Genomic DNA, 13,852 nt, shown 5'->3' on the forward strand with positions numbered 1-13,852 from the left:
CTCCCGCAGCGCAGCGCGAGACCCGAGCCGTACGCAGCCGTGCGCACCGGCAAGCAATGGTGGACGGGAATCGGGTGGGTGGGTGGGGAGGCTCCCCCCCACGCTCCCGCAGCGCAGCGCGAAACTCGAGCCGTACGCAGCCGCGCGCAACGGCAAGCAAAGGTGAGCGGCAAACGGGTGGGGGGTGGGCGTATATCCGGAACCACCCAGCGTGAGCGGCTACGCCGCGCGGCGGGAGGCGTACTCGGGCACCGTGATCATGGGCGGCCGCTCCTCCGTGGCCACCTCGTGAACCCGTGGCTCAAAACCGCCCTCCGGCCCCCGGTCGAACTGCGTAAGAACCGGCCGCACCATGGCCGCCCGAGCCAGCCGCACCTGCGCGGTGCGGTAGATCGTCGCGGCCATCCGGCCGAGCGCATGGGCATCCTGATGCCGGTGGTGCCGTACCCCGACGTCCACCTGGGCCAACCCGTCCAGCCCCACGCTGGCCAGCGCGTCCACCAGCATGCCCAGCTCCACCCCGTACCCGACCGGGAACGGCAACCGCTCAAGCAACGAGCGCCGCGCCGCGTACTCGCCGCCCAGCGGCTGGACGAACCCGGCCAGCTGCGGCCAGTGCAGGTTCAGCAGCGGTCGGGCGACCAGCTCGGTGACCCGCCCGCCGCCCGCCGGGACGACGGTTCCCCCGGTGTCCAGCGGCCGGTCGTACATCGCCTTGACCAGGTGCACCCCGGGATCGGTCAGCAGCGGCCCGACGATCCCGTACACGAAACCGGCGTCGAAGTCCCGCAGATCGGCGTCGACGAAGCAGATGATCTCGCCGCTGGTGGCCAGCAGCGACCGCCACAGCACCTCGCCCTTGCCAGGCACCGCCGGAATCCGCGGCAGCACCGCGTCCCGGTGCGCCACCCGCGCCCCGGCCCGCGTGGCCACCTCGGCGGTGCGGTCGGTGGAGCCGGAGTCCATCACCACCAGCTCGTCCACCAGCGGCGCCGCCTCGCCCATCAGCTCGCGCCGGATCTCCCCGACGATCGCCCCGACGGTGGCCTCCTCGTTGAGCGCGGGGAGCACCACGCTCACCGTGCCAGCCGCCCCTGCCGCACGCTTGGCCGCCAGCAACTGGTCGAGCGGACGGTCGGCGACGGACCAGGAGCGCCGCTCCAGCCAGCGCTCCACCTCTTTCAGCACGTGCCGTCTCCCCTGTAAGCGCGATCGCGCGTGTGATCCATCTCGCGGATCGGACGGCTGTCTCAACTTGTCCGACCCTTCAGTTACAGTCTTGACCAACGCGTATGACGACCGCATGCCGGGGTCAGCGCGTGAAAAAACGCCTGGGCCAACTGCCCAGCGCCATAGAGCTCATCCAGAGGGACTGAGGGAACGGCCCGTTGAAGTCCCGGCAACCCTCCTACCGGCCGCGCAGCTGTCAGCCGAGGCCACGGTGGGGAAGGTGCCAATTCCGGCCCGCGGCGAGGAGCGCCGTGGGGAAGATGAGGAGAGAGGCCTCGCCATATGGCTGTCGAAACCATCGCATCCACCGTCAGCGCTTCCACCGACTTCGGCCCGGCCGTGGCCCTGTCCTGCCGTGAGTGCGCGGAGCGCTTCCCGCTCGGCCCGATCTTCGCGTGCGAAGTGTGTTTCGGTCCGCTTGAGGTCGCGTACGAGTTCCCCAGCGGTGACCCGGAGGGGCTCAGGAAGCGGATCGAGGCCGGGCCCCACAGCATCTGGCGGTACGCGCCGCTGCTGCCCGTCCCGGCGGACGTGGCCAGCAAGCCCAACCTGGACCCCGGCTTCACCAAGCTGGTCAAGGCCGACCGGCTCGCCCGCGAACTGGGCGTCACCGGTGCCCTGCACGTCAAGGACGACTCCGGCAACCCCACGCACTCCTTCAAGGACCGGGTGGTGGCCATCGCCGTGGAGGCGGCCCGCAACTTCGGCCTGACCACGCTGTCCTGCTCCTCCACCGGCAACCTGGCCGGTGCCGTCGGCGCCGCCGCGGTGCGCGCGGGCTTCCGTAGCTGCGTGTTCATCCCGCACGACCTGGAGGCGGGCAAGGTGGTGATGGCCGCGGTCTACGGCGGCGAACTGGTCGGCATCGAGGGCACGTACGACGATGTGAACCGTTTCTGCAGCGAGTTGATCGGCGATCCGCTCGGCGAGGGCTGGGGCTTCACCAACGTCAACCTGCGCCCCTACTACGGCGAGGGCTCCAAGACGCTGGCCTACGAGATCTGCGAGCAGCTCGGCTGGCGGCTGCCGGACAACATCGTCATCCCGGTCGCCTCCGGCTCCCAACTCACCAAGATCGACAAGGGGTTGCAGGAGCTGGTCAAGCTCGGACTGGTCGAGGACAAGCAGTACCGCATCTACGGTGCGCAGGCCGAGGGCTGCTCCCCGGTGTCCACCGCGTTCCGGGCCGGTCACGACGTGGTGCGTCCGCAGAAGCCGAACACCATCGCCAAGTCGCTGGCGATCGGCAACCCGGCCGACGGCCCCTACGTGCTGGACATCGCCCGCCGCACCGGCGGTGCCGTCGAGGACGTCAACGACGAGCAGATCGTCGACGCGATCAAGCTGCTGGCCCGCACCGAGGGCATCTTCGCCGAGACCGCGGGCGGGGTGACCATCGGTGTGCTGAAGAAGCTGATCGAGACCGGTCAGCTCGATCCGGCCGCCGAGACCGTCGCCATCAACACCGGTGACGGCCTGAAGACCCTGGACGCGGTGGCACCGACCACCGGACCGACCGCGATCATCCGTCCCACCCTTGACTCGTTCCGAGAGGCTGGCCTCGCATGAGTGTCAATGTCCGCATCCCGACCATCCTGCGCACCTACACCGGCGGACAGGCCGAGGTGACGGCCGAGGGCAGCACGCTGTCCGAGGTCATCGCCTCGCTGGAGAAGAACCACCCCGGTATCTCCGCCCGCGTGCTGGACGACCAGGGCAAGCTGCGCCGTTTCGTGAACGTCTATGTCAACGACGACGACGTGCGGTTCGACAACGGCCTTGAGACGGCCACCCCGGATGGTTCCGGAGTGTCGATTATTCCGGCTGTCGCCGGAGGCTGACCCTCTCTGACCGAACAGTTCCGGCCATTTGCGAATGCCCCGTTTGCCAATGCGGCAGGCGGGGCACGCGCATCTTCTCGGACGCGGTAGAGTATGCGCGACAGCGGTCGTCCATGATTCAAGGGCTCCGCTTGGAGGCGGCCAAACCTCATTTCCGGTCATTCGCCAACGGTCGTCCAACCACGCTGGCCGCCAGCGCAGTTCGCACCGCCGCACCACCGCCGTACAGCCGCTCGGGCTCGGGGCGTGACGCACGTGCCGTGGGCACGTGAAGAACGCGACAAGTTGTACCTGAAATCGGGGTGCCATTTGTCGTGTTAGTCCGCTATGCCCGGCCCGAGTTGCCCTGAATTCCCGGCCTTTTTCCCGGAATTACCGATCGGGCGCGCCCAGAATTCTCGTCCGATTGACCTGTTGCAGAGGGCGTCCGGGCAGATACATTCAGCCGCGGTCGACACGCGTTCCGGCGCACACCTCCGTGTGTTGAGGGGGTGAGGTCTGACCCGGGTCCGCGGAGTGCGGCCCCGTGCAAGGGCCAGTAATAGGGGAGTTAGGGATGGCTCAGGGCACCGTCAAGTGGTTCAACGCGGAGAAGGGATACGGCTTCATCGCGGTCGACGGTGGTGCGGACGTCTTCGTGCACTACAGCGCGATCCAGATGGACGGCTACCGCACCCTCGAGGAAGGCCAGCGGGTCGAGTTCGAGATCTCGCAGGGCCAGAAGGGGCCGCAGGCTGACATGGTCCGGATCGCCGGTTGACCTCCGGCGCATCGCGCCACGAGACCTCGTGTTCGAAGGGTCCGCACCCCTTGGGGTGCGGACCCTTCGTCTATACGTGACGGCGATCGAGGCCCTGCGGGCGGCTTGCGCCCTCCCGTCGCCCGACCGCCACCCCTATTGGACGCCCTGCGGGCGGCTTGCGCCCTCCCGTCGCCCGGCCGCCACCTCTCATCGAGGCCCTGCGGGCCGCTTGCACTCTAGGGGGCAGAGTGCTAATCATTGGCGTTAGCACTCTGACGTTGAGAGTGACAGATGGACCGGGTCGGTGAGGCCCGTTCGGCCGTCGGGACGGAACCGGTGGCCGACTGGCCGTCCGTCGCGGGCGCCAGCGCGGTCCGACGCAAACCCCGTCCGGGAGGACCACTTCACATGGCCAAGATCATCGCGTTCGACGAGGAGGCACGGCGCGGCCTTGAGCGCGGTATGAACCAGCTCGCCGACGCCGTAAAGGTGACCCTCGGCCCCAAGGGCCGCAACGTCGTCCTTGAGAAGAAGTGGGGCGCGCCCACGATCACCAACGATGGTGTGTCCATCGCCAAGGAGATCGAGCTCGAGGACCCGTACGAGAAGATCGGCGCCGAGCTGGTCAAGGAGGTCGCCAAGAAGACGGACGATGTCGCGGGCGACGGTACGACCACCGCCACCGTGCTGGCCCAGGCGCTGGTCCGCGAGGGCCTGCGCAACGTCGCCGCCGGTGCGAACCCGATGGCTCTGAAGCGCGGTATCGAGCGTGCCGTCGAGGCCGTCTCGGCCCAGCTGCTCGAGCAGGCCAAGGACGTGGAGACCAAGGAGCAGATCGCCTCCACCGCCTCCATCTCCGCCGCCGACACCCAGATCGGTGAGCTGATCGCCGAGGCCATGGACAAGGTCGGCAAGGAAGGCGTCATCACCGTCGAGGAGTCGCAGACCTTCGGCCTGGAGCTTGAGCTCACCGAGGGCATGCGCTTCGACAAGGGCTACATCTCCGCCTACTTCGCGACCGACATGGAGCGGATGGAGGCCGTCCTCGAGGACCCCTACATCCTGATCGTCAACTCCAAGGTCTCCGCGGTGAAGGACCTGCTCCCGCTGCTGGAGAAGGTCATGCAGTCCGGCAAGCCGCTGCTGATCATCGCCGAGGACGTCGAGGGCGAGGCCCTGTCCACCCTGGTGGTCAACAAGATCCGTGGCACCTTCAAGTCCGTCGCCGTCAAGGCTCCGGGCTTCGGTGACCGCCGCAAGGCCATGCTGGGCGACATCGCCATCCTCACCGGTGGCACCGTCATCTCCGAGGAGGTCGGCCTCAAGCTGGAGAACGCCGGTCTCGACCTGCTCGGCCGCGCCCGCAAGGTCGTCATCACCAAGGACGAGACCACCATCGTCGACGGTGCCGGTGACAGCGACCAGGTCGCCGGTCGCGTCAACCAGATCCGCGCCGAGATCGAGCAGTCGGACTCCGACTACGACCGCGAGAAGCTCCAGGAGCGCCTCGCCAAGCTGGCCGGCGGCGTGGCCGTCATCAAGGCCGGTGCCGCCACCGAGGTGGAGCTCAAGGAGCGCAAGCACCGCATCGAGGACGCGGTGCGCAACGCCAAGGCCGCCGTTGAGGAGGGCATCGTCGCCGGTGGTGGCGTGGCCCTGCTGCAGGCGTCCGAGGTCTTCGAGAAGCTGGAGCTGGAGGGCGACGAGGCCACCGGTGCCGCCGCCGTCAAGCTGGCCCTGGAGGCCCCGCTCAAGCAGATCTCGGTCAACGCCGGTCTCGAGGGCGGCGTCATCGTCGAGAAGGTGCGCAACCTGCCCGTCGGCCACGGCCTGAACGCCGCGACCGGTGAGTACGTCGACATGATCGCCGAGGGCATCATCGACCCGGCCAAGGTGACCCGCTCCGCGCTGCAGAACGCCGCCTCCATCGCGGCGCTGTTCCTCACCACCGAGGCCGTCATCGCCGACAAGCCGGAGAAGGCCGCCGCTGGCGCCGACGCCGCCGCTGCCGGCATGGGCGGTGGCATGGACTTCTGATCCGTCGAGGATCAGGCTCCGGCCAACCCGAGGTCCAACCCGAGGGCGGTACCCCACCAGGGGTACCGCCCTCGGGCGTTTCCGCCTGGCTTTCCGCCTAGCCGAGCGCCGCCCGCAGCGCGGCGCGCAGTCGGCCGCCGTGCCGGGCCAGCAGCCGTTCGGCGGTGGCGGCGTCCACCTCGCCCAGGATGGTGAGGATGGCGTTCTTCACCTCGCCGCCGGTCGCGGTCAGCGCCGACTCGATCTCCTCGTCCGCGGCGCCGGTGGCCAGTGCGACGATGCGGCGGGCGCGGGCGCGCAGCTTCTCGTTGGAGGAGCGTACGTCGACCATCAGGTTCCCGTAGGTCTTGCCGAGCCGGATCATCGTGATGGTCGAGATCATGTTGAGCACCAGCTTCTGCGCGGTGCCCGCCTTCAACCGGGTGGAGCCGGTGAGCAGTTCGGGGCCGACCACCACCTCGATGCCGTGCTCGGCCGCGGCGGCCAGCGCGGAGTCCGCGTTGCAGGACAGTCCGATGGTCAACGCGCCCCGCGCACGGGCGTGTTCGACCGCCGCGACGGCGTACGGGGTGCGGCCGGAGGCCGAGATTCCGACGACGGTGTCATCGGAGCCGACGCCCAGCGCGTCCAGGTCCTCGGCGGCGAGTTCGGCGCTGTCCTCCGCGCCCTCGACCGCGGTCAGCATCGCCTCGGGGCCGCCAGCGATCAGGCCGACGACCTGTCCGGGGCGGGTGTTGAAGGTGGGCGGGCACTCGCTGGCGTCCAGTACGCCGAGCCGTCCGGCGGTGCCCGCGCCCGCGTAGACCAGGCGTCCGCCGCGGGCCATCCGCTCTGCGGTGGCGTCGATGGCTGCGGCGATGGACGGCAGCCGGTCGGCGACGGCGGCTGCGACGGTGGCGTCCTGGCCGTTCATGATCCGGGCGATGTCGAGGGTCGGCAGCTGGTCGATGTCCGACAGCTCCGGCTGGAACTCCTCGGTGGTGAGGGTGGCCAACTCGCGGCGCAGCTCACCGTAGGGGGTGTCGCGGGACATGGCGGCTGGTGGTTCCTAACGTGCGGTGGGCGCTTCGGGGCTGTGGCGGTGGGCGAGCGCCTCGTACGAGGCGGAAAGGGCGGGCGCGGCGTGTTCGTAGGTTCGCTGTGCGACACCGACGAACAGGCAGTCCACCACCAGGAGTTGGCTGGTGCGGCTGGACATGGCGGCCGGGCGCAGCTCGCTCTCCCGGCGCACCGCGGTGGTCAGGATGACATCGGCGTACCTGGCCACCGCACCGTCCGGGCGCCCGGTGATCGCCACCGTGGTGGCGCCCCGGTCGAAGGCGGCGCGCAGCGGTTCTATGACGTCCACGGTGTTGCCGGAGTGGGTGATCGCCAACGCCACGTCGCCCTGGCGCAGTTGGACGGCGTTGGTGACGGCCAGATGCGGATCACTGTGGGCATGTGCGATCAGCCCGATGCGCAGCAGTTTCTGCACCAGGTCCTGGCCGACCAGGGCGGACGCCCCGATGCCGTAGACGTCGATGCGGCGGGCGGCGGTCAACGCGCCTACCGCTGCCTCCAGTTGGGAGACGTCGAGTCCGGCCGCGGTGTCGGCCAGGGTCTGCCGCTCGTCGTGGGCGAGTTTGGCGATCACGTCGGCCAGTGGGTCGTCCACCGCGATGTCCGCGGTGACCGAGGCCGGTGCGCCCGACTGCTGCTGGGCGGCGAACGCGGCGAGTGCGAGGCGCAGGTCACGGTAGCCGGGATAGCCCAGGACCCGGGCGGTGCGTACGACGGTGGCCTCGCTGGTGCCGGTGCGCTGGGCGAGTGCGGTGACGGTGAGCTGGGCGCATCCGGCCGGGTCGGCGGCGACGGCTTCGGCGACGCGCTGCATCGAGCGGGGCATGGTGGGGGCGAGGGTTCTGACCTTGGCGGCCAGGGCTGGGCCGGTGCCGCGCTGGCGGAAAGATTCCTTCGCGTTCTGCGTCACACCTTGAAAGATATTTTCATCACGCCGACCGGTCAATCATCCGGGGCCGGTTCACCGCGGCGGGAGAGGGACAATCGACGTATGGATCTCGAACCCGCGCTGCACGCGGCCCGTGCGCTGGTGCTGGCCGATCTGGCGGCCTGCGGTGTGGATGACGCCGCGGTGGTGTCGCTGGTCGAGGACGCGGTGGCGAACCGCCGGTGGTGGGTGGAGCAGTGGCCGGACGGGGCGGAGTACGTCACCGGGCTGGTCGCCCAGGACGTGCAGGACGCGCTCCTCGACCGGTACGGGCGCTGGCCGCTGTGCCCGGCGTGTGAGGAGGTCCACGCCCTTGACGTGGAGCCCGAACTCGGTCCGGATCCGCACTGGGTGTGCGGGAAGGACGGGCTGGTCATCGCGGCTGTCGGCCATCTGCGGGTTCGTCTCGGCTGAGCTTTGCGAACTTGCCCACACACCCGCCCGTTTCCCGTCACTGGATTCCTGCCGGGCAGGTCCGCCGTCTGGGCGGTGTGCGGGCGGGCTGTTGGGCAAAGGGCCTCATCGGAAACGCACCTGCAGGTAAGTGAGCGCGAACGCCACCGCGGCGAGCGCGACGCTGACCCAGGCCACGCCGGAGTACCCGGCGCCCGCGTTGATGGCCAGGCCGCCCAGCCAGGGGCCAGCCGTGTTGCCGATGTTGAACGCGGCCGTGGTGGTCGCCCCCGCGAGCGTCGGCGCGGCGCCCGCCACGTTGAACATCCGCGCGTTGAGCGCGGGCGCCGCGGTGAACGCCGTCACGCCCAGCAGCAGCGACAGCGTCACCGCGGCGGCCGGATGCCGTGCCGTCACCGCGAGCGCCGCGAGCACCAGCGTCGTCGCGGCGATACCGCCCTTCAGCGTGCCGAACAGCCGGGCGTCGGCGATCCGCCCGCCGAGCGCCGTACCGATGAGCGCCCCGATGCCGAACAGCGCGAGTACCGTCGGCACCCAGCTCTCGTCCAGGCCCGCGGTCCCGGTGAGCAGCGGCGCGAGATAGCTGAAGGTGCAGAAGATGGCGGCCTGTACGAACGCGGTGGTGGCGAGCGCCAGCCAGACGCTGCGATCCCGGTAGATCCGCAGCTCGCTGCGGAGCCGCGGCGCGCTCTTGGGCCGCGGAACCCGGGGCACCAGCACCGCGACGCCGACCATGCCGAGCACCGTCAGCCCGGCGACCGCCCAGAAGGCGCTGCGCCAACCGGCGTGCTGGCCCAGGAACGTACCGGCCGGGACGCCCGCGATGTTGGCGATGCTCAGGCCGCCCACCATGACGGCCATCGCGCGGGCCCGCGCCTGGTACGGCACCATCGCCACCGCGACCGCCGCGCCGACCGCCCAGAACCCGGCGCAGGCCAGCGCGCTGACGACGCGTGAGGCGAACAGCACGCCATAGGAGGGCGCGAGCGCGCCCGCCACCTGGCCGAGGCCGAACGCGCCGAGCAGGGCCAGCAGCGTCGTGCGGCGCGGCAGCCGCAGCGTCGACGCGGCGAGCACCGGTGCGCCGACCACCATGCCGATGGCGAAGGCGGAGATGAGCAGTCCGGCCCGGGGGATGGAGACTCCCAGGTCGGTGGCGAGCGGCGGCAGCAGACCGGAGAGCATGAACTCGGAGGTGCCCAGGGCGAATACGGACAGCCCGAGGACGTAGACCGCCACCGGCATGCGGGCGGCGGGTTGGTCGACGGTGGCGGCCGGAGTCTGGTCGGTGGGTACGGTGGTCGTGCGGTTGCCCTGGTCGTTCGACATGCTTCGTACAAGTCCCGAGCGGGCGGCGGGCATTCCCGGGATCAGGCGTTGATCAGTTGCAGTTCCGTCTCCAGATTGTGTCGGGCGGTCCGCTCCCAGTGCTGGTGTCCGTACGGCGTGCGGAACAGCCTTGGCAGGGCGAGGAGTTGGCGCAGTACCTCGGCTCGTCCGGCGTTGAAGACCTCGTCCGGTACGAATCCGTACTCCTCGCGCACCGCGGCCGCGTAGGCGGCGTACTCGCGTGGGGCGGCGGCGAGCACCGCGAGGTCCGCGTCGCACAGCACCTCGCCGTCGCGGTCGCCGTCGGCCGGGTCGTGGCTGACGGTCAGCCGGACCAGGCGGACGACCTCGGCGACCAGGTGCCGCGGCAGCCCCGCTTCGGTCAGCGCGCGCTGCGCGAGGTCGGCGCTGCGCTCCTCGTTCTCCGAGCGGTCGGGCCGGTAGACGGCGTCGTGGAACCACACGGCGAGCAGCACGGCGTCCGGGTGCGCGGCGTGCGAGGCGAGCGACTCGGCGTGGTCGAGGGTCGCGACCAGATGGTCGGTGGTGTGGTAGCGGCGCTGCGGCTCGGCCCAGCGGGCCAGCAGCTTCTCGCCGTACGGGACCGGGTCGACGGTGCACCCGGCGCGCCGCAGCAGTGCCGTCCAGCGGGTGAGCAGGGCGTCATGGCAGGGGTGGTGGGGCGTCGGGGGCGTGGCCATGGTGCCCATTCTCGCCATTGTGGAGGGTCGTCTGGCAGCGCGTAAGGGCGTATGGCAGGCTGTGCTACATGTCTAGACCAATCTTCGAAGTGATCGCTCTGGGGGTCGACGACGCGGTCGCCGCGCAGGCCGGTGGGGCGGACCGCCTCGAACTGGTCACGGACATGGCCGCCGACGGCCTCACGCCCAGCCTGGAGACGTTCGCGGCGGTACGGGCGGCGGTCGCCATCCCGGTGCGGGTGATGCTGCGGATGACGGACGGCTTCGGCGCGGGCGACCCGCGTGACGTGGCCGCGCTGTGCGCACGGGCACGGGCGCTGCGGGCCGAGGGCGCCGAGGAGTTCGTGATGGGCTTCCTCGACCGGTACGGCGGCCCAGACCTGGCGGCGGTACGGGCGCTGGCCGACGCGGTCGAGGAGAGCCGCTGGACCTTCCACCGTGCCATTGACCGCGCGGCCGACCGGGCGGCGCTGCGCAAGGCGCTCACCGGGCTGCCCGGTCTGGACACCTACCTCACCGCGGGCTCCCCGCTCGGCGTGGCGGACGGCCTGCCGGTCCTGCTGGAGGAGGCGGCCAGAACCCGGTCCGGCGAGCCCGGCTACGAGCCCCGCCTGATGGTGGGCGGCGGCCTGCGGATCGGCCACCTCCCGCGGCTGCGCGCCGCGGGCGTCGACGCCTTCCACGTGGGCGCCGCGGTCCGCCTCGGCGGCTGGACCGCCCCGGTCACCCCGGAGGCGGTACGCGAGTGGCGCGACGCCCTCGACGCCCCGCTGCCGGTGCGGTGAGCCCTTCCGGCGGATCTTTGGGTGTCGCGGTGCGGTGTGTCCTTCGGGCGGTTGGTTGGGCGGTTGTCGGTCGCGGTGTGCTTGATACCGCCGGTTCGCTCATCGGGGGTCGCTCGCCGTCGCGGCGGTGGAAAACGCCGCGCCGCGGGCGCCCGTGCTACCCGGCGAGTTGTTCCGGCAACGCAGCCGCATGGACCACGATCAACCCCGAAACCGCCCGAGTGAGCGCCACGTACAACCGCCGAAGCCCGGTGCGGACGTCAGGCTCACCGTCCACGACGGCCGAAGGCTCGTCCAGCACCACGTAGTCGTACTCCAGGCCCTTCGCCAGCGAAGCCGGTACCAGCGTCAGCCGAGCCTGCTCGGAGGTCTCCTCGCCGGGCGAGAGGTAGCGCACCCCCGCGTCGTCCAGCGCCTCGGCCAGCGCGTCGATCCGCGCGTCGGCGGCGATCAGCCCGATCGACCCCTCCCGCTCCAGCGACTCCAGGCTCGCCGCGAGCACCGCCGCGGTCAGCTCCTGCGGCGCCACCTGCCGCACCCGCAGGTCACCGGGAGACTCGCGGACCGAGGTGGCCGGGGCCAGGTCCGGCGCGATGGCGGGCAGCAGCCGGGAGGCGTACGCGATCACCTCGCGGGGCACCCGGAACCCCCGGGTCAGCTCCTCGACCGTCGCGTCCGGCTTGCCCAGATGCGCCAGCGCCTCCTGCCAACTCGCCGTCGCCCAGGGCGTGGTGCCCTGCGCGAGGTCGCCGAGCACGGTCGCGGAGCCGGTGGTGCAGCGGCGGCCCACCGCGCGGTACTGCATGGGGGACAGGTCCTGTGCCTCGTCCAGTACGACATGGCCGAGCGAGGGCGTGCGGCGCACCAGGTCCATCGCCTCGTCCACCAGCACCGCGTCCGCCGCCGTCCACGGCGCCGACTTCACGCCGCGGCCCGGCTTGGCCCACAGGATCTCCTTCTGCTCGTCCTCACTGAGCAGCCCGTCCGCGCACCGGGCGAGGAACTCCGGCTCGGACAGCAGCCGCAGCACGGTCTTCGCCGGATCCACCGGCGGCCACATCGCCTTGGCCGCCGCCCGGACCGGCTGCGAGCGGGCCACCGCGTCCTGTACCCGGTCGTCCGGAGCCTCTCCGGCGGCCTCCATCCGGGTCAGCACCGCGTGCGCGATGCGCTGCGGCAGCGCGTCGGCGGCCGCGCCGTGGCGAATGTCCCGGGCCTTCAACTCGCCCAGGATCTCCTCCAGTTCATAGGCCGGGACGCGCCAGCGCCGGGAGCCGCGGACCACCACCACGGGTTCGGTCGGCGCGCTGATCCCGTCGCGCACCGCGCGCCGCAGCACCTGAGCCATCCGCGCGTCGCCCTTGAGCCGGGCGGCCCGCGCGGTGTCGGTGGCCCGTACCGGAACATGGGCCACGAGGTCGTCCACGGTGGCCTGTTTGACGTGCAACTCGCCCAGCGCGGGCAGCACTTGCTCGATGTAGTGCAGGAAGGACCGGTTGGGGCCGACCACCAGCGTGCCGGTGCGGGCCAGCCGCTCGCGGTGCGCGTAGAGCAGGTACGCGACCCGGTGCAGGCCGACCGCGGTCTTCCCGGTGCCGGGCGCGCCCTGGACGCACACCGTGCCACCGATCCCGGCCCGCACGATCTCGTCCTGCTCGGGCTGGATGGTGGCGACGATGTCCCGCATCGGGCCGACGCGCGGCCGCTCGATCTCGGCCTGGAGCAGCTTGCTGCCGGTCTCGGCCTCCGCCGGATCGCTGAGGTGCTCGTCCTCGTAGGCCGTCAACCGGCCGCCGGTGTAACCGAATCGGCGCCGCATCGCGATGTCCATCGGGTCCTTGCGCGAGGCCCGGTAGAACGGCTGGGAGACGGGGGCGCGCCAGTCGATGACCATCGGGTCGCCGTCCGCGTCGTGCACATGGCGGCGGCCGATGTAGAACCGGCCAGTGGCCCCTTCCGCCTGGTCCGCGCCGGGCGGGTGCAGGTAGTCGAGGCGGCCGAAGAACAGCGGGGTGTGCGACAGGTCGGCGAGCGCCTCGATGCGCTGCTCGATCTGCTGCTGCAGCACCTGCGCGTTGACCCAGTTGGCGGTCACATCGCGGATGTCGAGCGCCTCGGCGTCGGCGCGCATGGCACGTAGCGCGGCTCGGGACGCGGCGAGATGGGCGCGCTCACGGTCGAGCGGTTCGGTTGTGTCGATGGACACGGTTCGGTGCCTCCGGCGGTACGCAGGGCAGACGTCCGTGAGTGGACGCGACGTGTGGTGCGTGGCTGCCGACCGGTTGCCGTGCGGTCGGCGCTCTCCGGCGCGCGGACGGCGCGGAGGCGGCAAGACGCGCGATGTTACGCCGTCGGCCCCGGTGACGCGAACGGTTTTCCGGCGGCGTACGTACCCGGGATGACACCCCTAGGGGGCCGGGTAGCCCTCGGGGCTGATGCCCTGGTCCGAGGGCGTACGGGACGGGGCTATCCGATCATCCTGCGGACCGATGTGCGCCAAGGGGGTGAAAACTACCGTTGAACCATGGCTACCACGACCTTCACCCCGATCCGGGGCAGCACCGCCATGGGTCCGGCGGACGCTCCCGGCGACTCGGCCCGGCGCACCCATCCGCGTCATCTCCTCGGCAGCGCGATGCGCGCGATCGGCGTGTTCGCCGACACCGCCTTCCGCATCGTGGTCCTGGGCACCGACGGCACCAAGCAGCGCGAGCAGCCCCTGCGCATATCACAGCGTTCCGGTGACAACCAGGAATAACCCCCGGTAAGCGGCATGTGCCGCTGAG

13 protein-coding genes and 1 riboswitch are annotated in these 13,852 nt (G+C 71.0%); of the genes, 7 read left to right on the forward strand and 6 right to left on the reverse strand.

Annotation, left to right across the window (positions count from 1 at the left end; translation table 11 throughout):
* Nucleotides 1–219: 219 nt before the first annotated feature.
* Nucleotides 220–1,188: a glucosyl-3-phosphoglycerate synthase gene (locus tag NON19_RS30550; RefSeq protein ID WP_255932423.1), complete on the reverse strand. Its 969-nt coding sequence runs from the start codon at nucleotides 1,186–1,188 to the stop codon at nucleotides 220–222.
* 168 nt (nucleotides 1,189–1,356) lie between these two features.
* Nucleotides 1,357–1,497: riboswitch (SAM riboswitch) on the forward strand.
* Between the two features lie 15 nt (nucleotides 1,498–1,512).
* On the opposite strand from NON19_RS30550, the gene thrC reads away from it, so the two are divergent.
* The 4 genes from thrC (at nucleotide 1,513) to groL (ending at nucleotide 5,850) form a co-directional block, all read left to right on the forward strand.
* Nucleotides 1,513–2,799 (forward strand): threonine synthase, encoded by a 1,287-nt coding sequence (thrC, locus tag NON19_RS30555; RefSeq protein WP_255932424.1) that lies wholly within the window; start codon nucleotides 1,513–1,515, stop codon nucleotides 2,797–2,799.
* Entirely contained in the window at nucleotides 2,796–3,071 is a 276-nt protein-coding gene (locus NON19_RS30560; protein WP_255932425.1) for a ubiquitin-like small modifier protein 1, read from the forward strand. The genes thrC and NON19_RS30560 overlap by 4 nt, the downstream gene beginning before the upstream one ends.
* 556 nt (nucleotides 3,072–3,627) lie before the next feature.
* Nucleotides 3,628–3,831, forward strand: a complete 204-nt coding sequence (locus NON19_RS30565) for a cold-shock protein (protein ID WP_255932426.1) — start codon at nucleotides 3,628–3,630, stop codon at nucleotides 3,829–3,831.
* Nucleotides 3,832–4,221: 390 nt separating this feature from the next.
* Nucleotides 4,222–5,850 (forward strand): chaperonin GroEL, encoded by a 1,629-nt coding sequence (gene groL, locus NON19_RS30570; protein WP_255932427.1) that lies wholly within the window; start codon nucleotides 4,222–4,224, stop codon nucleotides 5,848–5,850.
* 97 nt (nucleotides 5,851–5,947) lie between these two features.
* Here the strand turns inward: groL and murQ are convergent, their stop codons facing one another.
* Both murQ and NON19_RS30580 read right to left on the reverse strand, forming a co-directional pair.
* A complete protein-coding gene (gene murQ, locus NON19_RS30575; protein ID WP_255932428.1) occupies nucleotides 5,948–6,883 on the reverse strand; it encodes an N-acetylmuramic acid 6-phosphate etherase in 936 nt (311 codons plus the stop codon).
* A gap of 15 nt (nucleotides 6,884–6,898) precedes the next feature.
* Nucleotides 6,899–7,819: a MurR/RpiR family transcriptional regulator gene (locus NON19_RS30580; protein WP_255932429.1), complete on the reverse strand. Its 921-nt coding sequence runs from the start codon at nucleotides 7,817–7,819 to the stop codon at nucleotides 6,899–6,901.
* 81 nt (nucleotides 7,820–7,900) lie between these two features.
* Here NON19_RS30580 and NON19_RS30585 point away from each other — a divergent pair, with 81 nt between their 5' ends.
* Nucleotides 7,901–8,251 (forward strand): DUF8819 family protein, encoded by a 351-nt coding sequence (locus tag NON19_RS30585; protein ID WP_255932430.1) that lies wholly within the window; start codon nucleotides 7,901–7,903, stop codon nucleotides 8,249–8,251.
* Nucleotides 8,252–8,356: 105 nt separating this feature from the next.
* Here the strand turns inward: NON19_RS30585 and NON19_RS30590 are convergent, their stop codons facing one another.
* Both NON19_RS30590 and NON19_RS30595 read right to left on the reverse strand, forming a co-directional pair.
* Nucleotides 8,357–9,496: a Cmx/CmrA family chloramphenicol efflux MFS transporter gene (locus tag NON19_RS30590; RefSeq protein ID WP_255932461.1), complete on the reverse strand. Its 1,140-nt coding sequence runs from the start codon at nucleotides 9,494–9,496 to the stop codon at nucleotides 8,357–8,359.
* Between the two features lie 125 nt (nucleotides 9,497–9,621).
* Complete coding sequence (locus NON19_RS30595; RefSeq protein WP_255932431.1) at nucleotides 9,622–10,281, reverse strand: HD domain-containing protein; 660 nt, start codon at nucleotides 10,279–10,281, stop codon at nucleotides 9,622–9,624.
* A 68-nt stretch (nucleotides 10,282–10,349) separates the two neighbouring features.
* On the opposite strand from NON19_RS30595, the gene NON19_RS30600 reads away from it, so the two are divergent.
* Entirely contained in the window at nucleotides 10,350–11,066 is a 717-nt protein-coding gene (locus NON19_RS30600; protein ID WP_255932432.1) for a copper homeostasis protein CutC, read from the forward strand.
* A 157-nt stretch (nucleotides 11,067–11,223) separates the two neighbouring features.
* Here the strand turns inward: NON19_RS30600 and NON19_RS30605 are convergent, their stop codons facing one another.
* Complete coding sequence (locus NON19_RS30605; RefSeq protein WP_255932433.1) at nucleotides 11,224–13,272, reverse strand: HelD family protein; 2,049 nt, start codon at nucleotides 13,270–13,272, stop codon at nucleotides 11,224–11,226.
* A gap of 318 nt (nucleotides 13,273–13,590) precedes the next feature.
* Between NON19_RS30605 and NON19_RS30610 the strand changes: the two genes are divergently transcribed.
* On the forward strand, nucleotides 13,591–13,824 hold the full coding sequence (locus tag NON19_RS30610) for a hypothetical protein (RefSeq protein ID WP_255932434.1): 234 nt from the start codon (nucleotides 13,591–13,593) through the stop codon (nucleotides 13,822–13,824).
* Nucleotides 13,825–13,852 lie beyond the last annotated feature (28 nt).

It is taken from the genome of Streptantibioticus rubrisoli, assembly GCF_024436055.1.
GTDB lineage: Bacteria > Actinomycetota > Actinomycetes > Streptomycetales > Streptomycetaceae > Streptantibioticus_A > Streptantibioticus_A rubrisoli.